This window comes from Streptosporangium sp. H13245 (assembly GCF_055690525.1).
Genome location: NZ_JBSZKT010000013.1, coordinates 48299 through 70933, shown reverse-complemented (window position 1 = coordinate 70933; position 22635 = coordinate 48299). Strand labels below are relative to the sequence as shown.

The following is a 22635-nucleotide window of genomic DNA, read 5'->3' as shown; positions in this document are numbered from 1 at the left end:
GGGAGGCATGCCATGACTACCGGTGAGTAGCGAGGTGTTGAACCGCACGCCCTTCCGATCCGTCGTAGGGGCATGAGGACATCGATTCGTACGGCGGGCGCGGTCACCCTCGCCGCCGCGCTGCTCGCCACGGCGTGCACTTCGACGGAGAGGAAGATCGCGACAAGCCGTACGTCACCGGTCGACCTGGGCAACGTCAAGCTGGTCTCCTACAGCGGCTGTGACGACATGCTGACCGGGCTGCGCGCCGCGACGGCGAAGAACGTCGGCCCCTGGGGCCTCGGCGGCCCCGTGATCATGTACGCGGAGGCGCGGTCCGACGTCGCCGCCAAGAGCACGGCCGGGGCGCCCGAGCACTCCACCACGAACACGCACGAGGCCGGAGTCGACGAGCCCGACCTGGTGAAGACCGACGGCAACCGGGTCATCACCGTGAACCGCGGCGTGCTGCGGGTGGTGGACGCCGCGACCAGGAAGGTCACCGGCACGCTGAAACTCGTGGACGCCGAGCAGGTGTGGGCCCCGGCCAACCTGCTGGTCAGCGGCGACCGGGCGCTGGTGCTGTTCTCCGGCGGCGGGATCATCCCGTACGGCGCGGTGTCCAAGCGCGCGGCGAGCCCGGGGCCGCGCTACGTCCTCGTCGACCTGTCGGGGAAGCCCAAGGTGATCGGCTCGCTCACTCCCGACGGCTCCCACGTGGACGCCAGAATGGTCGGCTCGACCGTGCGGATCGTGGTCCGCAGCCAGCCTCGGATCGAGTTCCCCGACGCCGGGCCCGACCTGTCGGACAACGAGCGCACCCGGCGCAACACGGAGATCGTCGCCAAGGCGCCGATCGAGGCGTGGCTGCCGAAGTACGAGCTGACGACCGCGGACGGCGTGACCTCGGACCGTACGGTCGACTGCGCGCAGGTCAGCCACCCCGCGGAGTACACCGGGACGTCGATGTTGACCGTGCACAGCCTCGACCTGTCCCAGGCGCTCGCCGAGACGGCCCCGATCAGCGTCGCGGCCGACGGCGACACCGTCTACGGGACGGGCTCAAGCCTGTACGTGGCGAGCAACCCGCGCTGGTGGTGGCCCCGGCCGATCGACTCGATGATCGTCGACGACACCCCGGCGACACCGCCCGCCACCCCGGTGACGCCCTCGCCCTCCGGGACCGTGACCGTCACCCCCGTCCCCGAGACGTCCCCGCTCGCTCCCGGAACCTTGACGGCGACCCCGGCCGCCCCCAGAACCTCGACGACGACCCCGCTCGTCACCCCGGCGTCCTTCTCGGACGCCGACCCGGCCCCGAGCCTGCTCCCCGAGCCGCCCGCCTCACCGGTCCCCGACCCCACGGCGACCGTCACCGCGACCCCGACCGTCACCGCGACCCCGACCACCGAAGTGACCTCGACGGCCGAGGCGACGCCGACCACTGCGGTGACCCCGACCGCCGAAGTGACGCCGACCGCCGAAGTGATCCCCGAGCAGCCGCCGGAGGAGACCGAGGTCCACCGGTTCGACATCACCGCGGCCGGGGCACCCCGCTACGTCGCCTCGGGCAAGGTCTCCGGCAGGCTGCTCAATCAGTACTCCCTGTCGGAGTACGAGGGGCACTTGCGGGTCGCCACCACCTCGACCGCCGCTCAGGACACCTCGACCGCTCCCCCGACCGCCCCGCCGGACACCTCCAGCGCCGTCTACGTGCTCGACGCCGACACCCTGGTCAAGACCGGCGAGGTCGGCGGGCTCGGACAGGGCGAGCGGATCTACTCGGTCCGCTTCATCGGCCCCGTCGGCTACGTGGTGACGTTCAAGCAGGTGGACCCGCTCTACACGCTCGACCTGCGCGACCCGGCGGCGCCGAGGAAGACGGGCGAGCTGAAGATCACCGGCTACTCGGCGTACCTGCACCCGGCGGGCGACGGGCGGCTGATCGGCGTGGGCCAGGAGGCGAGCGAGCAGGGCCGCACGCTCGGCACCCAGGTGTCGCTGTTCGACGTCGGCGACCCGGCCAGCCCGCGCCGCCTGTCGCAGATGTTCCAGAAGGACTCAGGCTCCGAGGCCGAGTGGGACCCGCACGCCTTCCTGTACTGGGCGAAGACGGGCATGGCGGTCCTCCCGCTGAGCACCTGGACGGGTACCGAGCAGACCAACGGCACCGCCCTGGTCCTCAGAATCGACGACTCCGCGGTCACCAGGACCGGCACGGTCGTCCACCCCAAGCCCAAGCCGGTGAAGAACACCCGCGTCGCCCCGTACGACCCGGCCATCCGCCGCTCGGTCGTCATCGGCGACAGCCTGTGGACGGTCTCCGACGTCGGCCTCAAGGTCAGCGACATGAAAACCCTCTCCGACCAGGCCTGGATCCCCTTCTCCTGACCCGCCGCGTTCGTCCCCTCACCCGGAAAGCCCCGCCCACGAACACCGGCGGGGCCCAACCGTCCAACACGGCACCCCAGGGCCGGTGCCAGGAATGGCTCCGGCCCGAAGCACACGTCCTCCCAGGTGAGGGGCGAGAGCCCACAAGGTAGACGGCGGCGTGTGGCCGTGCGTCATGGCGCGGTGAAGGCAGGCGGGCAGCGTCCTAAGGCGCCGCTCGCCGACATCGTGGACAGTCTCGCCTGGCGCCGTCTCGTCTCGACGATCCCCGGCCCCTGGGTCGAAGAGTGCCATCCCGAAAAAACCTCGTGCCGCCCCACCGAGCGGGACGGGAACGACTGCCCTCTGACGGAGAAGCCCACCTGTAACCCAAGCTTCTGCGGCCCGGACTCCTCGCCCGGTAAGAGATAAGCATGGACTGGCAACCTCAAGCCGAACGGCTCGCGACCGCCGTCACCCCTCGTGGGTCACAGTGGCGCGGGCCGGTCAGTCGTACTCCTCGCCACCTGTTCGTTCCGCGCTGGTGGGACACCCCTGCCGGAACCTACGGCCGCACCTGGGAGCTGCACGACGGCCAAGCCGCCCCTGAAGCGTGGGCGGCGGCGGCCTACCGCGACCAGACGCTGGTCACCCAGGTCGCCGGGATCCACGCCGACCACGCCCACCCCGGCGACACGGTCAGCGGACGCCCCACCTCGTCGTCGACGCTGCCCAGCCTGGTGGTGCAGATGCTTCAGCACGCCGACGTCTACGACGGTGCGGACGTGCTGGACGTCGCCACGGGCTCCGGCTACAGCGCCGCCTTGCTGTCGTACCGGCTCGGCGACGACCGGGTGACGAGTATCGACGTCGACCCGTACCTCGTCGAGGCCGCCGCTGACCGGCTCGGTGGCATCGGCGCGCACCCGATGGTGCTCACCGTCGACGCGACCGGTCCGATCCCAGGGAAGTACGACCGGATCGTGTCGATGGTGTCGGTGCGGCCGATCCCGCCGGGCTGGCTCACCGCGCTACGGCCCGGCGGCCGGCTTGTCACGGTCCTCGCCAACACGTGCCTGATCGTCACCGCGGACAAGACCGACGACGGCGGCGCGGAGGGCCGGATCGCGTGGGATCGGGCGATGTTCATGCCCACCCGATCCGCAGGCGGCTACCCGCCGGGGGCGCGCGGCCTGTTCGACAAGGTCTGGGACGCCGAAGGGGAGGAGGTCACCCAGGGCCGGTACCCCGTGCTGGACGTGGATTACAACTGGTCGTTGCCGTCCATGCTGGAGGTCCTCTGCCCGGGGATCGAGCACCACTACGAGCAGGGCGACGAAGGTTGGCACACGGCTCGTATGGTCCACGCCGACGGGTCGTGGGCCAGGGCCGCCGCGCGAGGAGAAGCCCCTCCCACCGTCCACCAAGGCGGCCCGCAACGGCTGTGGGACGTACTGGAGGGAGTGCGCACCTACTGGCTCCGGCACGGTGAGCTGCCACTGCACGGCGCCTGGGTGAACATCACTCCGGACGGCACCATCCATCTCCGGCGCGGCCGGTGGAGAGCGACCGTCGGCCCGGCCCCTGGGCCGAGAAGCGTGGAGTGACACCAGGGGTGAATCTGGCGAGGTAGACGAGCGCCTCCACATTCGTCGACGCGGGCCGACCTGCCACGGTCCGGAGGAGCGGCTGGTCGGCGCTCGTGGGGAGCGAGGGGCGGCCTGTCCTCTTCAGGTCGCGGGTTCTTGGCGACGGCCTTCGCACGGCTGTGGTGTGGGTGGCCTCGGCGACGGTCTCGTCAGCGCGTTTTTCGAGGTCGATGTGTTCTTCCTGGTTCTCAGAATCGACGATTCCGGGGTCACCGGGACCGGCACGGTCGTCCATCCCTGGTGAAGAACGTTCGCTTCGTCCCCTACGACCCGGGCACCTGACCACGGGATTCGCCTCCCCGGCCCCGCCGCCGGGGGTGCGGTCGTTTACGCGCTTCGGAAGGCCCTATAACACCGACATATGCACCTTTACAAGATCTTGTCATGACACTTGAATCGGTGTTACCTCTTGCGCAACACACGTGATCTGCGTGTGGCATGGCCGGCGACGGCCATCTTTCGCAGGAGGATCGGTGTCGACCAAACCCTGGTCACGCGTTACCGTCATCGCCGCCGCCACCGCGGCGCTCGTCATTCCCCTGCCGGGGGTCGCCCAGGGCGAACCCGGCGGGCAGCCCCCCAAGGTCCACGACTTCCAGGCCGAGCACGGCGCCAAGCCCGACCTGGACAACCGGCGCGGCAGCGTCGCTCCCCCGACCTCCCTCTCCAGGTCGGCGGCGGCGAGCACCGCGACGATCCGGTGGAACGCTCTCGGCACCCCGGCCGTCATCTCCGGGTCCGCCCCCCTCGCCGAGGGCCTGGACGCCGACCCCGAGCGGGCCGCGCGGGCCTACCTCAAGGCGAACGAGAATCTCTTCGGGCTCTCCGGCGAAGCCGTGGACGCGCTGGAGAAGGTCGCCGCCAACCCCATCGGTGACGGGTACGCCGTACTGCTCAGGCAGAAGTTCGGCGACCTGCCCGCGGGCGTGGACGGGCAGGTCGTGGTCGGTGTGAAGGGCGGCAAGGTCCTCCACGTCACCTCGACCCTCTCCCGCTCCTCCGAGGCGCCTCCCGCCGCCAGGCTCACCGAGCAGCAGGCGCTGGAGATCGCGGCCAGGGACGGCGGGATCGACCTGGCCACGGCCAGCGTCAAGAAGGTCACCGCCACGGCGGTGCCCGCGCCCGAGGGGACGCACAACGCGTTCCAGATCACCCTGATCGGCGGCGGCGAGGGCGAGCCCGCCGCGTACACGACACACGTGGACGCGGTGAGCGGCGAGATCCTGACCCGCGAGAACCTGGTGGATCACCACAGCGCGCCGGACGACCCCAGGTGGAAGGCGTTCACCGCCAACCCCCCGGCCGACTACTCCAACACCGACACCCGCGCGACGTGGTGCGCCAAGACCGGTCCCGGCTGCGACGTGGTCGGGGCCGACCCGGCCACCGGCAAGGCGTGGGACGTCGACCACGCCACGGACGCCCCGACGAACACGAGCGTCAGCAACGCCACCAAGACCGTCGAGAACCGCGCCAGCGGCGACGCGTTCTCCGTCGGCACCCGCAGCAACGTGGCCACGCCGAACCGCGAGTACGTCTACCCGTGGACCAACAAGTGGTACACGGCCAAGTGTGACCCGGCCTCCCTGGACCAGCCCGGTGAGGCCGACCTCGAAGCGGCCATGTCCAACCTGCACGTCATGCACAACCGCATGCACGACTGGTCCTACCGGCTCGGCTTCACCGAGACCGCCTGGAACATGCAGAACGACAACGGCGAGCGCGGCGGCCTCGGCGGCGACCCCGAGCAGGGCAACGCCCAGGCGGGCGCCCGGGTGCTCAGCGTGCGCGACAACGCCAACCAGATCACCGGTCCCGACGGTGTCGCCCCCATCACCAACATGTACATGTGGCAGCCGATCGCGGGCTCGTTCTACTCGCCCTGCGTGGACGGCGATTACGACATGTCGGTGATCGGGCACGAGTACACCCACGCGATCTCCGGCCGCATGATCGGCGGCCCGAACGCCGGGTGGAGCGGCGCCCAGGCCGGGGCGATGAACGAGAGCACCTCCGACCTGTTCGCGATGGAGTACCTCTCCGAGTACGGCTTCCGCCCCGCGGGCGACACCCCGTACGTCACCGGCGGCTACGTCACCGGCGACAAGAAGGCGGGCATCCGAAACTACGACATGTCCGACTCCCCGCTGAACTACAGCGACATCGCGTACGACATCGTCGGCCAGCAGGTGCACGCCGACGGTGAGATCTGGTCGGCGACCCAGTACGACGTGCGCAAGGGCTTCGTGCAGAAGTACGGCCAGGGCACCCCGGCCAAGCAGAAGGCGTGCGCCGACGGCGGGACCCCGGTCGGGGAGTGCCCCGGCAACCGCCGCTGGGCGCAGGTCTCCTTCGACGCGCTGCTGCTGATGGCCACCGGCGCGGTCAGCTACGTCGACCACCGCGACGCGCTGCTCGCGGCCGACGCCATCCGCTTCGGCGGCGCGAACCAGGCCATCATGTGGCGCGCGTTCGCCGAGCACGGCCTCGGCCAGGGCGCGGCGAGCGTCGGGAGCAACGACCCCGACCCGACGCCGAGCTTCGTCGACCCGTCGGGCAAGAACGGGAAGATCCAGCTCAAGCCGCTCCTCGACGCCAAGGACGCCGCGCTGCGGCTGTACGTCGGCGACTACGAGGGCCGCGTGGTGCCGGTGGCCGACACCGACCCGGCGACCCCGCTCGGCGACACCGTCGAGATGACCCCCGGGATCTACGACTTCGTGGTCGCGGGCAACGGGTTCGGGCACACCCGGGTGAAGTTCGCGGTGCTGCCGGGCCTGAAGCTGCCGCTGCCGCTCGCGATTCCGAAGAACCTCGCCTCGGCGGCGCTGGGCGCCACCGCGACCGGTGACGGCGTCAACCAGGCCAAGCTGATCGACGAGACCGAGGCGACGAACTGGGCCTCGCTCACCGCACCGGTGAAGGGCAAGTCCGTCACCGTGGACCTGGCCGGGACCAAGCCGGAGAAGATCCGCCGCGTGCAGGTCAGCGCCATGCTCAGGCCCCCCGCCACCGGTGACCCCGACCCGGGCACCCAGAACCGCTTCAGCGCCCTGCGCGCCTTCGAGGTCCTGGCCTGCGACGCCACCAAGAAGGACTGCTCCTCGCCCGCGTCCTTCTCGGTCGTCTACACCAGCCCGTCCAACGCCTTCGAGACGCGCAGGCCGCGTCCTCGCGGCGCCGACCTGGTCATCGAGTCCTTCAAGATCCCCACGACCACCGCGACCCACCTGACCCTGCGGGCCGTCTCCACCCAGTGCACCGGCAACCCGGTCTACGCCGGTGAGCAGGACGCCGACCCCAACTCCGCCACCGACTGCGCCACGGCCAGCGTCACCAGGGACCACCTGCGCGCGGCCGAGTTCCAGGCCTTCACCCGCTAGTCCTTCCGGAGTCTCCCGCCGGTCCCTCCCGGGGGCCGGCGGGCCCTCCGAAACACCCGCCGGTTCCTCCGGAGTCCCCCACCGGTCCCACCTGAGAGGCCGGTAGCCCTCCGGACACCCGCCAGACCCTCCGGGGTCCCGTCAGTCCCTCCGGAGGAGTCCCCGGGTCCCGAGTTTCCCGGGACCCGGGGACCTTCTGGTTCCGAGGGGTTCCGGGGGTTCCGGAGAGTTCCAGGGGGTCTGGAGAGTTCCGGGGGTTCCGGAGAGTTCCAAGAGGTCCGGAGAGTTCCGGGGGTTCCCGGTTCCCCGGGGGCTTTCCGGTTCCGAGGGTCAGACCGGGTTCGTCTCGGGACTGGCCACCGGCACGATCTCCGGGGCGCCGAGGCGGATGGCGTCGGCCTCCTGGTCGGTGTCCTGCTCCTGGGAGAGGCGCTCGGACTCGACGCGCTTGGTGTAGTACTCCACCTCGCGCTTGACCTGCTCGGCGTCCCAGCCCAGCGGTTCGGCGAGCAGCTGGGCCGCCTCCTCGACCACGGCCAGACCCCGGTGGAAGGTCTCGATCGAGATGTGCGTACGCCGGGTCAGCACGTCGTTGACGTGCCGGGCGCCCTCGTGGGTGGCCGCGTAGACCACCTCCGCCCGGAGGTAGTCGTCGGCCCCCGTCAGCGGCTTGGCCAGCGACGGGTCCCGCTCGATCAGCGCCAGGACCTCGTCGATCATCGACCCGTACCGCTGGAGCAGGTGCTCGATCCTGGCCACGTGCAGCCCGGAGGACTGGGCCAGCCGCTGCCGGGAGTTCCAGAGCGCCTGGTAGCCCTCGGCCCCGGCCAGCGGGATGCGGTCGGTGCAGGAGACCGGGACCCGCTGGTCCAGGCCGTGTGCCACGGCGTCGACCGCATCCTTCGCCATAACACGATATGTCGTGTATTTTCCTCCGGCCACCATGACCAGCCCCGGCACGGGGTGGGCCACCACGTGCTCGCGGGAGAGCTTGGACGTCTCCTCCGACTCCCCCGACAGCAGCGGGCGCAGCCCCGCGTAGACGCCCTCGACGTCCTCGCGGGTGAGCGGGACCGAGAGCACCTCGTTCACGTGGTCGAGGACGTAGTCGATGTCCGACCGCGACGCCGCCGGGTGGGCCCGGTCCAGCTCCCAGCGGGTGTCGGTGGTGCCGATGATCCAGTGACGGCCCCAGGGGATGACGAACAGCACCGACTTCTCGGTACGCAGGATGATCCCGGTGAGGGAGTGGATCCGGTCGCGCGGCACCACCAGGTGGATGCCCTTGGAGGCGCGTACGTGGATCTGCCCGCGCCCGCCGACCAGCTCCTGGATGTCGTCGGTCCACACGCCGGTGGCGTTGACCACCTGGCGGGCCCGTACGTCCACCTCCCTGCCGGTCTCCAGGTCGCACACCCTGACCCCGGTCACCCGCTCCCCCTCGCGCAGGAAGCCCACCACCTGCGTCCGCGAAGCGACGTTGGCCCCGTACGTGGCCGCCGTCCGCAGCATGGTCATGACGTAGCGCGCGTCGTCGACCTGGGCGTCCCAGTACTGCACCGCGCCGGAGAAGGCCGTCCTGCGCAGCGCGGGCGCGAGTCGCAGCGCCCTCTTGCGCGACAGGTGCCGGTGGCCGGGTACGCCCCGGGAGAGCCCGGTGGAGAAGCCCATCGTGTCGTACATCACCAGGCCCGCGCCGACGTAGGGCCGCTCCCAGCCGAGATGCGTCAGCGGGAACAGGAACGGCACCGGCCTGACCAGGTGCGGGGCGATCCGCTGCAGCAGCAGGGCCCGTTCCTGGAGCGCCTCCCTGACCAGCTCGAAGTTGAGCTGTTCCAGGTAGCGCAGACCACCGTGGATGAGCTTGGACGACCTGGACGAGGTGCCCGAGGCGAAGTCTCGCGCCTCCAGCAGCCCGACCGACAACCCCCGGGTCGCCGCGTCCAGCGCGACTCCCGCTCCGACGACCCCGCCTCCGATCACCACCACGTCGAGTTCCTCGGCGCTCATCTGCGCCAGTGCGGCGGATCGCTCGGCAGGACCGAGCCGTCCGGTGCCCATTCGCGCCGTCATTGTGCAACCCCCTGGGGTGCGGCTTGTCGCCTTACGTGAGGTATCTACCCATCTACCCTAGGCACCATTACCGACCGGTAGGGAACGGCCGTGGTGATTAACGCCCTACCCCCGTGAACAGCGAGAAGACAAAGAAAAACCAAAGGGAGGACAACGTCACGGGAACACCTCTCCGAGACCGGTGAACCCCGGGCCGGACACCCGCCAATCGATCACCCAGAACGAGGAAAGTGAGCCCAGCTCCAAGCCACCCCGCCGGGCATGACCCCACCCTCACCTTCGACGAACAAGCGCCCCCTACTCCTGATTTGTGATCAAATCATGCGTTGTGCTTAGACAAGCGATGGCGATGACGTTGGTGGCCGGGTCGGTACTGGCAGGAACCGGTGCGGCCCACGCGAGCACCCCCGAGATCCCCAGGGGGTTCCTGCTGACCGAGGCGAAGGCGAGGAAAGGAGTCGATCCGGCGTTCAAGGACGAGGAGTCGTGGACGATCAGCGACAGTCCGTCCCGCAGGCTCGAACTCGACCCCTGCCGTACCACGGGGAAACCCCGCGACGGCCGGGTCGCGATGCGTACCATCACCCACTCGACCAGCGCCCCCTCCTTCAGCGGCGAACAGCTCGTGCTGTACGGGAACACCAGGTCGGCCAAGGCCGCCTTCGCCAGGCTGCGGGCGGACCTGAAGCGGTGCCCGCGTTCGACGTACTGGTACTTCGGCGAACCGCTGCGGGTGAAGGACGAGGCCATGTCCGTCACGGGCTACTTCCACAGGAAGAGAAAGATCGACAAGTCCATGTCCCCTGTGATGTGGGGGGTGGCGCGGCGGGGCAGCGCCCTGTTCCTCTACGTCAACGACGGCGTGGACGGTGTGACGTACGGCATGGACGAGCGAGCACGGAGGAAGCTGCTCGCGGACCAGGCGCAGAAGATGGCGAGGAAGGTGTGTGCCCTGCCCAAGGTGTGCCGGTAGGCCGCGCGCCGGAACGGTAGTCGTTCGGATGCCCTTCAACCCCCGACGCCGGAGGAGCCCGCGCGCGTCCCGGTCCTGAGCGAACCCGCGTCCCCTGCCCCGGGAGTGCCGGGAACCGGTTTTCCCGGGGACCCGCGAGGATGGGGAGCATGAGCATCACACTCGCCGACGCCCGCGTCGTGACCCCCGAAGGTGTCCACGAAGGCTGGCTCACCATCGAAGACGGCCGCATCACCCACGTGGGCCAGGGCTCGGCCCCCGGCGCCGGGCTCGGTCTCGGCGGCCGGTACGTCGTGCCCGGCTTCGTCGACATCCACAACCACGGCGGGGCGGGCGGCTCCTTCCCCACCGGCGACCCGGACCAGGCGAGCCGGGCCGTCGACCTGCACGCCCGCCACGGCACCACCACGCTCATGGCCAGCCTGGTCACCGCGTCCACGGACGACCTGGCCAGGGCCGCCGCGTCCCTCGCCGACCTGTGCGAGGACGGCCTGCTGGCCGGGATCCACTTCGAGGGCCCCTACATCTCCGCCGCCCGGTGCGGCGCGCACAACCCGGCCCTGCTGCGCGACCCCTCCCCCGAGGAGCTCTCCGCGCTGCTCAAGGCCGGGCGCGGCCACGTACGAATGATCACCATCGCCGCCGAGCTGCCCGGCGCACTGGAGACCGTACGGGAGGCGGTGGCCAACGGCGTGATCGCCGCCCTCGGCCACAGCGACGCCACCTACGAGCAGACGATCTCCGGCATCGAGGCGGGCGGCAGCGTCGCGACCCACCTCTACAACGCGATGCCGCCGCTGCACCACCGCGACCCCGGGCCGATCGCCGCGCTGCTCCAGGACGAGCGCGTCACGGTCGAACTGATCAACGACGGCGTGCACCTGCACCCGGCCATGACGCGCCTCGCCTTCGAGGTCGCGGGCCCCGGCAGGACCGCGCTGATCACCGACGCCATGGCGGCGGCGGGCATGGGCGACGGCGTCTACGGGCTCGGCCCGATGACGGTGAACGTCGCGAACGGGGAGGCCAGGCTGGCCGAGAGCGGCACCATCGCGGGCAGCACCCTGACCATGGACGTCGCGTTCCGCCGCGCCGTACGCGAGGTGGGCCTGTCACTGGCCGAGGCGTCCGAGATCGCCTCCCTGACCCCGGCGAGGGTTCTCGGTCTCGCCGACCGCCTGGGATCCGTCTCGGTCGGCAAGCGGGCCGACCTGGTGGTGCTCACCGACGACCTGGAGGTCTCCGGCGTCATGCGCGGGGGCACCTGGATCACCGAGCCCCGCTGACCCCCGGGCGAGGTGGGCCGCTCCGGGCAGGACGACCAGCCGGGAACGGGCGCCTGGATCACCGCCTTCCGGCCGGGCCCCGGTGCCTTCCGAGCCGGTGTCCCGTCGCCCGGCTGGAAAGCCGGGCCGGGCGCGAACGGGTCAGGACCAGTCCCAGCGGATGCCGACCAGGCCGGGTTCCAGCGACCCGGCCACCAGGTGCGCGGCATTGTGGGCGTTGAGGGAGAGCGCGCCGAGGTCCTGCTCCCGCCTGCCGGGGCCTCGGCGGGCGAACCGCCGGACGCGCACCGGGAGGGCCTCCGGCGCGAAGCTCACCCGGAGCACGTACTGCCCGGCCGGATACCGGAAGCCCCGCTCGTACTCGACGGTCTCCACGCCGCTCGGGTCGGCCAGCTCGTAGCGGATGATCTGCGTCTCACCGGCCCGCAGCACCCGGTCGAACAGCAGTTCCGCCACGACCAGGGCGGTCGGCCCGTCGCGGCGGACCCGGCCGACCCGGCAGTCCTCCAGGGCCCGTACGCGCACACGCTCCACGTCACACCCCAGGTCACCCCGGTAGACCATGATGTAGCGGTCGGTGGTCTCCTCGTGCGCCCGCACCACCTGGAGCGTCTCGCGCCGCACGGTGCTGCGGTCCGGGCCGATCAGCAGCGTCTCGTACATCCCGGCGATGTGCAGGCGCCGGTCGTCGGCCACCCCGTCCAGGTCGTGGATCATCGCCGACAGCGTGTGGGAGGACTCCATGATCGCGGAGTATGACAGGGCGCCCACCGGTCGTTTCCTCGCGTCCCGCCCGCGCGGCCGGGGCGGGCCGAGAAGGGCCATGAGAGAGCGCGGCGGCAGGACGAGGATCTCCTCCAGGGCGCGGACCGCGCGCAGCGACTCGGGGCGCTCAGGGCGGCGCAGGCCCTGCTGCCAGTAGCTCAGGCTCGTCGTCCCGACCCGGAGACCGCGTTCCCCGAGGTTCTGACGGAGCCCGCTCAGGGTCATCCCACGAGCCTCCACGGCGGCGCGCAGCGCGGCGTGGAAGGGCCCTTCCTTGAGGGCGACCCGGAGTTCTTGATCATTTGGCACGTATGAATGCTCACAGATTTCTTTCCGCGCGTCATTTAGGTTTTTTCCGGCATTTCGGTCATTACCGGCGCGGGAGACACAGTGAACACCTAACCCGGCAGGCCGGGCGCTCGTACACGAGACCTCGGCCAACCGGGTGCGAGACACGTCCGACCTCGCGAAAGCCCGCTCCCACGGAAGACCGGCCCCACGGAAGTACGCCCTCGGCAGAGCCCGGCCTCACAGGAGAACAAACCGGCAGAAGCTCCCGTCACAGCCCCGCCCTGCAGAGAACCCACGGAGACCCCGCAGAAACCCGACGGAGAACCGCCCCCGAGGGAGGCCGGGTCGCGGGAGATCCGGCCGTGCCCCGCGAGACGACGTCAGCCGATCTGGGGGGCGACGACGACCTCGACCCGCTGGAACTCCTTGAGGTCGGAGTATCCGGCGGTGGCCATCGTGCGCCTGAGCGCGCCCATCAGGTTCATCGAGCCGTCGGCCACCGAGGAGGGGCCGTGCAGGATCTGCTCCAGCGTGCCGACCGTGCCGAACTCGACCCGCTTGCCCCGGGGCAGCTCGGGGTGCTGCGCCTCGGACCCCCAGTGGAAGCCCCGGCCGGGCGCCTCGACGGCCCTCGCCAGCGGCGAGCCGACCATGACCGCGTCCGCGCCCACGGCGATCGCCTTGGCGATGTCGCCGGAGGTGCCCATGCCGCCGTCGGCGATGACGTGGACGTACCGGCCACCGGACTCGTCCATGTAGTCGCGGCGGGCGGCGGCCACGTCGGAGATCGCGGTGGCCATCGGCACCACCACGCCCAGCACCGTGCGGGTGGTGTGCGAGGCGCCGCCGCCGAAGCCGACGAGCACCCCGGCCGCGCCGGTCCGCATCAGGTGCAGCGCCGCGGTGTAGGTGGCGCACCCCCCGACGACCACGGGGACGTCGAGCTCGTAGATGAACTGCTTGAGGTTGAGCGGCTCGGCCCTGCCGGAGACGTGCTCGGCGGAGACCGTGGTGCCGCGGATCACGAAGATGTCCACGCCCGCGTCGATGACGGCCTTGTGGTACTGGACCGTGCGCTGCGGGGACAGCCGGACGGCCGTCGCCACCCCGGCGGCGCGGATCTCCTCGATGCGCCGGCCGATCAGCTCCTCCTTGATCGGCGCGTTGTAGATGTCCTGCAGCCGCCTCGTGGCGGGCTCACCCTTGAGCTCGGCCACCTCCTCCAGCAGCGGCATCGGGTCGTCGTACCGGGTCCACAGCCCTTCGAGGTCGAGCACGGCGAGACCGCCGAGCCTGCCGACCTCGATGGCGGTCCTCGGCGAGACCACGCTGTCCATCGGGCTCACCACGACGGGCAGCTCGAAGCGGTAGGCGTCGATCTGCCAGGCGATCGAGACCTCCTCCGGGTCGCGGGTGCGCCGGGAGGGAACGATGCCGATCTCGTCGAGCGCGTAGGCACGACGGCCGTTCTTGCCGCGGCCGATCTCCACCTGAGTCATATGTCTGTCTTTCCCGTTCCGTGCGTGCACAGCGCACGCCGCGTTCCATGCGTGCGCCATGCACGCCGCGTTCCATGCGGTACGGCCGTGCGCGCGGCGTCCCGTGCGTGCGGGGCGCACGCCACGTTCTTCCCGCGTGCGCGGCGCGCCGCCCTAGCGACCGTGGTAGTTGGGCGCCTCGACCGTCATCTGGATGTCGTGCGGGTGGCTCTCCTTGAGACCGGCCGCCGTGATCGGCATCAGCTCGCACCGCACGTGCATGTCGGTGACCGTACGGCACCCGGCGTACCACATGCCCTGGCGCAGGCCGCCGATGAGCTGGTGGGCCACCGCGGCGACCGGGCCCCGGTAGGGGACCTGCCCCTCGATGCCCTCGGGGATGAACTTGTCCTCGGCGCCGACGTCGCCCTGGGCGTAGCGGTCCTTGCTGAAGGAGGCGCCGCCGCGCTCGCGGTTGCGGACCGCGCCGAGCGAGCCCATGCCCCGGTACGACTTGAACTGCTTGCCGTTGATGAAGATCAGCTCACCCGGGGACTCCTCGCAGCCCGCCAGGAGCGACCCGAGCATGACCGTGTCGGCCCCGGCCGCGATGGCCTTGACGATGTCCCCCGAGTACTGGAGGCCGCCGTCGCCGATCACCGGGACCCCGGCGGGCCCGGCGGCGAGGGAGGCCTCGTGGATGGCCGTCACCTGCGGGGCGCCGACCCCGGCGACCACGCGGGTGGTGCAGATGGAGCCGGGCCCGACCCCGACCTTCACCGCGTCGACCCCGGCGTCGACCAGCATCTGGGCGCCCGCCCGGGTGGCGATGTTGCCGCCGATCACGTCGACCCGGCTGTTGGACTTGATCTTGGCGATCATGTCGGCGAGGCCCTTGGAGTGACCGTGCGCGACGTCCACCACGATCACGTCGACCCCGGCCTCGATCAGCGCGATCGCCCGCTTCTCCGCGTCGCCCCCGACGCCGACGGCCGCCCCCACGACGAGCCGGCCGTCGGCGTCCTTGGTGGCGAGGGGGTACTGCTCGCTCTTGGTGAAGTCCTTGACCGTGATGAGCCCGCGCAGCCGCCCTCCGGCGTCGACCAGCGGGAGCTTCTCGATCTTGTTCTGCTTGAGCAGGGCGAACGCGTCGTCGGTGGAGACCCCGACCGGCGCGGTGACCAGCGGCATCGGGGTCATGACCTCGCGTACCGGACGGTTCTCGTCGGTCTCGAAGCGCATGTCGCGGTTGGTGACGATGCCGACGAGCACGCCGGTCTCGTCGGTCACCGGGACGCCGGAGATCCGGTACGTCGCGCAGAGGCGCTCGACGTCGGCCAGCGTCTCGCCCGGGGAGCAGGTCACCGGGTTGGTGACCATCCCGGCCTCGGAGCGCTTGACGAGGTCGGCCTGCTGGGCCTGGTCCTCGATCGACAGGTTGCGGTGCAGGACGCCGATGCCGCCCTGACGTGCCATCGCCACCGCCATGCGGGCCTCGGTCACCGTGTCCATCGCCGCCGAGACCAGCGGGATCCGCAGGGTGATGCCCCGAGACAGCCGCGTGGTGGTGTCGGCCTGCCCCGGCTGCAGGTCCGAATAGGCGGGGACGAGGAGCACGTCGTCGAACGTGAGCCCCGGCTCGGTGAACTTGGCCATCTGCAACCCTCCTGCCGCGGCGCTCTCATGACGGGGAAAGGCGCCGACCCCCGGATCACAGTTTAGAGTCTGGCGCCAAACCCGATGGACCCGGGGGAAAGAGCCGGGTCCCGGGAGGCCCGGGGGAAAGACAGGCCCCCGAGGACCCGGGGAAAACGGGGAAAGAATGGAAAAGCAGGGAAAAGCGGGGGACCGAGCGGTCGGTGACCCGCTCGGTCCCCCGGATCACCGGCGTCGGCGCGGGGACGCCTTGACGCCACCCGGACCCCCCTCCGCATCCGGACGACGGCGTGATCCGCGCCTCTGCCGACGCTCCGTTAAGACTGCGTCACGATGCGTTCGCCTCGCAATGTCCAAACGTGCAATTGCACGAAGCTGCACACGGCGGTAAAGCGAGTAGGAGCAACGCCCGGACAGGGATGATTCGCCGGGTTATCCTCGCCAGACCTCGTGTCACCTGCAGGAGTCCCTCGCTAATGCGTACCGACACATTCGCACTGCCCGATCCGCTGGAAACCCTGGGGCTCACCCCGGCCCAGACGGCCCTGTACAACGCGGTCCTGCGCCTGCACCGCGCCACCTGCGCCGATCTCGCCCAGGCCACCAACGGCTCGCCCGAGCCGCTCCGCCGCGAGCTCGCCACCCTGGTACGGCTGGGCGTGGTCGACGAGCAGAAAGGCGAGTACCTCGCCCGCCACCCGGCCGCGGCCCTCGGCCACCTGATCGCCGAGAGGCTGGACCGGCTCGCCGCGGAGAGCCGCAGGATCGACACCGTGCTCGGCTCGATCCGCGGCTTCATCCACCAGTACGACGCCGGGCGCGACTACCAGACCGGCCAGTTCGCCGTGGACCTGGTCGGCGGGGCCGACGAGCTCTACGAGAGCGTGATCGGCATGGCGGTCCAGGCCCCGCCGCTGAAGCTGCTGTCGGGCATCCCCGACCGGCGGACGATGAGCGACTTCGCGCACCGCTACGCCGACCAGTGGATCGGGGCCCAGCGCGACGGCCTGCTCTCCTGCCGGGTCGCCATCCCGGTCCACACCCTGGAGATCCCCGGCCTGCGCGACAAGCTGGACCAGTTCGAGGAGGCGGGGGCCGAGGTGCGCACCCTCGACACGGTGCCGAGCTGGTTCCTCGTCGCGGGGGACGACGCCGCGGGCATGCCCGCCCAGTGGGGCGGCGCGCTGGCCGAGAACGCCTACAACTTCCACCTGGTCAGGGCTCCCGTCGTGGTGGCCGCGCTACGCTCGCTCTTCGAGGAGCTGTGGGCCCGCGCGGCCCGCCTGCCCTGGACGTACCGCGACGACGGGGTGGTCAGGGTGCTGCGGCTGGCCGGGCAGGGCGTCCCCGACGAGGTGATCGCCCGGCAGCTGGGCGTCTCGGTCCGCACGGTGCGCGCCAGGTTCGCCGACGCCATGGCCGAGCTGGGGGCGCAGTCGCGGTTCCAGGCGGGGGTGGAGGCCTCCCGGCGCGGCTGGCTCGTCTAGGGTCTCCCATGGATTCCCCATCCGTGTACCAAGCCTCCGGCTCTGTCCGGGCCGCCCCGAAGCGTCCTACTCGTGCAGTTCGGACCCTGTCTGTCACATCCAGGCCATAAGGTGGGATCGTGCTCGACGATGTCCCTCGCGACCCGTTCGCGGATGACCCCGACGACCCGGCGGCGGCGCTGGGCGATCCCGACGATCCCGAGCCGCTGACGACCGACGAGCGCGACGAGGCCATGACCGACCTCGCCGACGTGGAGGTCTTCCGCTCATTGCTGGAGCCCCAGGGTGTGCTCGGCCTGGTGCTCGACTGCCCCGAATGCGGGGAACAGCACTACTTCGACTGGGAGCTGCTGCGCGGCAACCTGCGCCAGATGATCGAGAACGGTCAGCCCCAGGTGCACGAGCCCGCCTACCAGCCCAACCCCACCGACTACGTGAGCTGGGAGTACGCCCGTGGTTACGTGGACGGCGTGATCGACACCGAGGAACACCGCTGATCCACGTCGTCGACGAGGGCCGCCAGCAGGGCGACCGCGACGTCTGAGGTGGAGACCGGCGCCCTGCCGGAGAGCGCCTCCACGAGCTCGTCGGTCTCGGCTACCGCCGGGTCCTCGTCCGGCCCGTATCTCCGAGCCGGACGTCGCGGGTGAACCGTTGTCATGATCGTTCTCGCTCCGGGTCGTCGCGAGCCCCGTCCCGCGGTTCGGGCTTCCGCTCGCGCCCCCTGCTCGACAGCTCCGCGGTCAAGCTATCGACTCCAGCTCCGCCATCGCTCGTAGCCGGGCCAGCGCCCTGTGCTGGGCCACGCGAACCGCACCTGGTGACATGCCAAGTACATTACCGGTCTCCTCGGCGGAAAGGCCCGACACCACTCGGAGCATGAGTAGTTCGCGCTGGTTGTCCGGCAGCCTCGACAGCAGCCGGCGGGCGTGTTCGGCCTCGATGTAACGCACCACGGTCTCCTCCGGCCCCGGACCCTCGTCGGGCCCGTCAGGAAGGTCCTGGGTGGGCACGGCGGATCGTACGGAGCTGCGCAGCGCGTCGGCCACCTTGTGAGACGCGATGCCGAAGACGAAGGACGCGAACGGGCGTCCCATGTCACGGTAGCGGGGCAGTGCGGACAGCACCGCTATGCATACTTCCTGGGCCACGTCGTCCGCGATGTGATACTGACCGGAAACCCGGCCCAGACGACCACGGCAATATCGGACGACCATCGGCCGCAGTTGCGCGATCAGAGATTCGATCGCGGTGCGATCCCCCTGAACGGCGAGGCTCGTCAGATCCTTGAGATCATCCCTATGGGCGACCCCATCAGACCTCGTCGCAAGCCTCACCCCATTTTTGGCGTCGGCGACGCATCCCTCGGTCACGTTAGGCATGATGCCCGCCCTGATAGTGACTGTCGTCATCGCAAACGGCTACGGATTGGTCACATTGAGGCGGAGATAACGGCGCGTAATCAAACGGCGACGGCAACGACTACAGAATGTGCAAATATTTCATTAGATTGCCAAATACGTCGGCTATTCGTTAGAACCGCGTTTGGCCTTCCGCCCCGCGAGACGCTTGAGATCGTTTTCGGTTTACCGCAAAACGCGAACGGCTCGCGCCTCCGGGGAGACGCGAGCCGTACGGAACCGGGATGCGGTGAGGGGTCAGTGGCCGTGACCGTGACCGTGGCCACCGGCGGCGGCCGGGGCCTCCTCCTCGGGCTTGTCCACCACGAGCGCCTCGGTCGTCAGCAGCATGCCGGCGATGGAGGCGGCGTTCTGGACGGCCGAGCGGGTGACCTTGACCGGGTCGATGACGCCCTGGGCGATCAGGTCGCCGTACTCGCCGGTGGCGGCGTTGAAGCCCTGGCCGACGGGCAGCTCGGTGACCTTCGCCGTCACGACGTAGCCCTCAAGACCGGCGTTCTCCGCGATCCAGCGGGCCGGCTCGACGAGAGCCTTGCGGACGATGGAGACACCGGTCGCCTCGTCGCCGGTCAGGCCCAGGTCGTCGAGGACCTTGGAGACGTGGATGAGCGCGGAGCCACCGCCGGAGACGATGCCCTCCTCGATCGCCGCACGCGTCGCCGAGATGGCGTCCTCCAGGCGGTGCTTCTTCTCCTTGAGCTCCACCTCGGTGGCCGCGCCGACCTTGAGCACGCAGACGCCGCCGGAGAGCTTGGCGAGACGCTCCTGGAGCTTCTCGCGGTCCCAGTCGGAGTCGGACTGCTCGATGGCGAGCTTGATCTCCTTGACGCGGTCGGCGATCCCCGCGGCGTCACCGGCACCGTCGACGACGGTGGTGGAGTCCTTGGTGATGACGACGCGCCGGGCGGTGCCCAGCACCTCCAGGCCGACGTGCTCCAGCTTGAGGCCGATCTCCTCGCTGACGACCTGGCCACCGGTGAGGATGGCGATGTCCTGCAGCATGGCCTTGCGGCGGTCGCCGAAGCCCGGCGCCTTGACGGCGACGGAGGTGAAGGTGCCGCGGATCTTGTTCGTGACGAGGACCGCGAGGGCCTCGCCCTCGACGTCCTCGGCGATGACCAGCAGGGCCTTCTTCGTCTGCGCGATCTTCTCGAGCAGCGGCAGGAAGTCCGCGACAGAGGCGATCTTGCCCTGGGTGATCAGGATGTAGGGATCCTCCAGGATCGCCTCCATGCGCTCCTGGTCGGTCACCATGTAGGGCGACAGGTAACCCTTGTCGAACTGGAGACCCTCGGTGAACTCGAGCTCCAGGCCCATGCTGTTGGACTCTTCGACGGTGATGACACCGTCCTTGCCCACCTTGTCGAACGCCTCGGCGATCAGCTCGCCGATCTTGGCGTCCTGCGCGGAGATCGTCGCCACATTCGCGATCTCCTTCTTGTCCTCGACCGGGCGGGCCGACTCGATCAGCCGGTCGCTGACGGCCCTGGCCGCGATGTCGATGCCGCGCTTGAGGGAGAGCGGCTGCGCTCCGGCGGCCACGTTGCGCAGACCCTCGCGGACCATGGCCTGGGCCAGGACCGTCGCGGTGGTGGTGCCGTCACCGGCGACGTCGTTGGTCTTGGTCGCCACTTCCTTGGCCAGCTGGGCGCCCAGGTTCTCGTACGGCGCCTCCAGCTCGACCTCGCGGGCGATGGTGACACCGTCGTTGGTGATGGTCGGCGCACCGAACTTCTTGTCGATGACGACGTTGCGGCCACGCGGGCCCAGCGTCACCTTGACCGCGTCCGCGAGAGCGTTCACGCCGCGCTCGAGAGCTCGGCGCGCGTCCTCCTCGAACGACAGGATCTTCGGCATGACAATCCTCTCTTATAAGTACGTCGGCGCATCAAAGCCCCGGGCGCTCTCGCGACCCGGGGCTCGATACGTCATCTTTGTGAAGTTGAGAATTACTTCTCGATGATGGCGAGCACGTCACGGGCGGAGAGCACGAGGTACTCCTCGCCGTTGTACTTCACCTCGGTGCCGCCGTACTTGCTGTAGAGGACCACGTCGCCCTCGCTGACGTCGAGCGGAATGCGCTTCTCGCCTTCCTCATCCCAGTTGCCGGGACCCACCGCGAGGACCTTGCCCTCTTGCGGCTTCTCCTTGGCGGTGTCCGGGATGACCAGACCGGAAGCGGTGGTCTGCTCGGCCTCAAGCGGCTGGACCACAATGCGGTCGCCGAGCGGCTTAACGGGAACCTTGGTGGCGGTCGTCACGTCGGACCTCCCCTTCAGATGTGAACGATCTAGAAGAGGCGACCAGCGGTCTGCCGTCGCGGGTGTCAGACCTGCCTCGTCGCATGTATTTGGCACTCTCACCGGGAGAGTGCCAATACGGAACAGTATGCAAGGTGGCCTTGACAGTCAACACGAAGCACCCCTTCTGCGCTTCACGCGAACGTCAAACCAGGTGGGAACCCCTCACGAAGCCCTACGGCTGAGGCGGTAGCGTCGCCTGGTGTGAATCTCGACGCATTCCGGGAACTCCTGACCCCGCGCGGCCAGGAGGCCCTGGGCGCGGCGGCCGAGACCTCCGGCGACGACCCGGTGGCGGCGGTGACGAGGCTGAGAAAGATCTACGATGCCGACCTGACCTCCGCGGCGCTCACCCAGGCCACACTTCGGTCGCGCGCGCGGGAGAAGTTCGGGGCCGACGCCGCTCTCATGTACTTCACCCGGACCGGCCTGGAGCAGGCCACCCGCCGCGAGGTCGCCGACCACCGGGCGCGGCGCGTCCCCGCGGGCTCACGGGTCGCCGACGTCTGCTGCGGCATCGGCGGCGACCTCCTCGCCCTGGCCAGGGCCGGGTGCTCCGTCGAGGCCGTCGACACCGACCCGCTCACCGCCGCGATCGCCCAGGCCAACGCGGACGCCCTGGGCTTCGGCGACCGGGTCTCGGTCCGCGCCGCCGACGCCTCCACCCTGGACCCGGCCGCCTTCGACGTCCTGTTCGCCGACCCCGCGCGCCGTACGGCACGGGGCAGGACCTTCGACCCGATGGGCTACTCACCGCCCTGGCCCGCCGTGCTGGAGATGGTGGCCCGCGCCGGGGCCGCCTGCCTGAAGGTCGCCCCCGGGATCCCGTACGAGTTCGTCCCCGAGGGCGCGGAGGCCGAGTGGGTCTCGTACCGGGGCGACGTCAAGGAGGCCGTGATCTGGTGCGGCACGCTGGCGGGCGAGACGGCGCGCAGGGCCACGATCCTGCCGTCGGGGGACACGATGACCCCCGACCCCGCCCTCGGCGATCCCGCCACCGGCCCCGCGGGCCGCTACATCTACGAGCCGGACGGCGCGGCGATCCGCGCCCACCTGGTCGCGGAGATCGCCGCGGCGGTCGGCGGGCACCTGCTCGACCCGCAGATCGCCTACATCACCGGCGACGTCGCGACCCCGACTCCGTGGGCGTCGCGGTACGAGGTCCACGAGACGCTGCCGTTCTCGCTCAAGCGGCTGCGGGCGGCGCTGCGCGAGCGCGGCGCGGGCAATGTGACGATCAAGAAGCGCGGCTCCGCGGTGGACGTCGACCGCCTCAGGAAAGACCTCCGGCTTTCCGGCGGCGAATCCGCGGTGGTCATTCTCACCCGAATCGGCGACCGGCCGTTCGCCTTCGTGTGCGAGCCTGGCTGACCTGCGGACCAGCCATGGTGGACCAGCTAAAAACCGTCAATTCTTCCAGCCAACCGGCAATTCCTCTTTTTTAATCTCGCTGCCGGAAAACCTTGATCCAGGGGCTAGGGTTACCGGGCGGGAGTTCTCTCTCGCCTGCGGTTTTCTCTCGTT

Annotated in this window: 16 protein-coding genes; 8 read left to right on the top strand and 8 right to left on the bottom strand. The window is 70.1% G+C overall.

What is annotated here, in order from left to right:
• Window positions 1–72 precede the first annotated feature (72 nt).
• The 3 genes from ACW9TB_RS20865 (at window position 73) to ACW9TB_RS20855 (ending at window position 7381) form a co-directional block, all read left to right on the top strand.
• Window positions 73–2370 carry a beta-propeller domain-containing protein gene (locus ACW9TB_RS20865; RefSeq protein ID WP_472749698.1) on the top strand — a complete coding sequence of 766 codons (2298 nt, stop codon included), beginning with the start codon at window positions 73–75 and terminating at the stop codon, window positions 2368–2370.
• Window positions 2371–2783: 413 nt separating this feature from the next.
• Window positions 2784–3956 (top strand): methyltransferase domain-containing protein, encoded by a 1173-nt coding sequence (locus tag ACW9TB_RS20860; RefSeq protein WP_472749697.1) that lies wholly within the window; start codon window positions 2784–2786, stop codon window positions 3954–3956.
• A gap of 515 nt (window positions 3957–4471) precedes the next feature.
• Complete coding sequence (locus ACW9TB_RS20855; protein WP_472749696.1) at window positions 4472–7381, top strand: M36 family metallopeptidase; 2910 nt, start codon at window positions 4472–4474, stop codon at window positions 7379–7381.
• Window positions 7382–7711: 330 nt separating this feature from the next.
• On the opposite strand, the gene ACW9TB_RS20850 is transcribed toward ACW9TB_RS20855, so the two are convergent.
• Window positions 7712–9454, bottom strand: coding sequence for a glycerol-3-phosphate dehydrogenase/oxidase (locus ACW9TB_RS20850; RefSeq protein WP_472749695.1), 1743 nt, complete (start codon window positions 9452–9454; stop codon window positions 7712–7714).
• A gap of 343 nt (window positions 9455–9797) precedes the next feature.
• Between ACW9TB_RS20850 and ACW9TB_RS20845 the strand changes: the two genes are divergently transcribed.
• Together ACW9TB_RS20845 and nagA are read left to right on the top strand one after the other, a co-directional pair.
• Window positions 9798–10427, top strand: coding sequence for a hypothetical protein (locus tag ACW9TB_RS20845; RefSeq protein WP_472749694.1), 630 nt, complete (start codon window positions 9798–9800; stop codon window positions 10425–10427).
• A 149-nt stretch (window positions 10428–10576) separates the two neighbouring features.
• The gene (gene nagA / locus ACW9TB_RS20840; protein ID WP_472749693.1) at window positions 10577–11713 is read left to right on the top strand and encodes an N-acetylglucosamine-6-phosphate deacetylase; all 1137 of its coding nucleotides are present in this window, start codon (window positions 10577–10579) and stop codon (window positions 11711–11713) included.
• Between the two features lie 141 nt (window positions 11714–11854).
• Here nagA and ACW9TB_RS20835 read toward each other — a convergent pair whose 3' ends face one another.
• The 3 genes from ACW9TB_RS20835 to guaB all read right to left on the bottom strand — a co-directional run bounded on the left by ACW9TB_RS20835 (window position 11855) and on the right by guaB (window position 15903).
• Entirely contained in the window at window positions 11855–12787 is a 933-nt protein-coding gene (locus tag ACW9TB_RS20835; protein ID WP_472749692.1) for a hypothetical protein, read from the bottom strand.
• 362 nt (window positions 12788–13149) lie between these two features.
• Window positions 13150–14268, bottom strand: coding sequence for a GuaB3 family IMP dehydrogenase-related protein (locus ACW9TB_RS20830; RefSeq protein ID WP_472749691.1), 1119 nt, complete (start codon window positions 14266–14268; stop codon window positions 13150–13152).
• Between the two features lie 153 nt (window positions 14269–14421).
• Window positions 14422–15903 carry an IMP dehydrogenase gene (gene guaB, locus ACW9TB_RS20825; RefSeq protein ID WP_472749690.1) on the bottom strand — a complete coding sequence of 494 codons (1482 nt, stop codon included), beginning with the start codon at window positions 15901–15903 and terminating at the stop codon, window positions 14422–14424.
• Window positions 15904–16379: 476 nt separating this feature from the next.
• Between guaB and ACW9TB_RS20820 the strand changes: the two genes are divergently transcribed.
• Both ACW9TB_RS20820 and ACW9TB_RS20815 read left to right on the top strand, forming a co-directional pair.
• On the top strand, window positions 16380–17390 hold the full coding sequence (locus ACW9TB_RS20820) for a helix-turn-helix transcriptional regulator (protein WP_472749689.1): 1011 nt from the start codon (window positions 16380–16382) through the stop codon (window positions 17388–17390).
• A 119-nt stretch (window positions 17391–17509) separates the two neighbouring features.
• Window positions 17510–17887: a DUF5319 family protein gene (locus ACW9TB_RS20815; RefSeq protein ID WP_326635634.1), complete on the top strand. Its 378-nt coding sequence runs from the start codon at window positions 17510–17512 to the stop codon at window positions 17885–17887.
• Here ACW9TB_RS20815 and ACW9TB_RS20810 read toward each other — a convergent pair.
• From ACW9TB_RS20810 to groES, 4 genes are all read right to left on the bottom strand, one after another.
• Window positions 17848–18051, bottom strand: coding sequence for a hypothetical protein (locus ACW9TB_RS20810; RefSeq protein WP_472749688.1), 204 nt, complete (start codon window positions 18049–18051; stop codon window positions 17848–17850). The genes ACW9TB_RS20815 and ACW9TB_RS20810 overlap by 40 nt on opposite strands.
• 82 nt (window positions 18052–18133) lie before the next feature.
• Window positions 18134–18772, bottom strand: coding sequence for a sigma-70 family RNA polymerase sigma factor (locus ACW9TB_RS20805; RefSeq protein ID WP_329090055.1), 639 nt, complete (start codon window positions 18770–18772; stop codon window positions 18134–18136).
• Window positions 18773–19048: 276 nt separating this feature from the next.
• The gene (gene groL / locus ACW9TB_RS20800) at window positions 19049–20668 is read right to left on the bottom strand and encodes a chaperonin GroEL (protein WP_472749687.1); all 1620 of its coding nucleotides are present in this window, start codon (window positions 20666–20668) and stop codon (window positions 19049–19051) included.
• Window positions 20669–20760: 92 nt separating this feature from the next.
• Entirely contained in the window at window positions 20761–21072 is a 312-nt protein-coding gene (gene groES / locus ACW9TB_RS20795; RefSeq protein ID WP_329090052.1) for a co-chaperone GroES, read from the bottom strand.
• Window positions 21073–21315: 243 nt separating this feature from the next.
• On the opposite strand from groES, the gene ACW9TB_RS20790 reads away from it, so the two are divergent.
• A complete protein-coding gene (locus ACW9TB_RS20790) occupies window positions 21316–22482 on the top strand; it encodes a class I SAM-dependent methyltransferase (RefSeq protein ID WP_472749686.1) in 1167 nt (388 codons plus the stop codon).
• Window positions 22483–22635 lie beyond the last annotated feature (153 nt).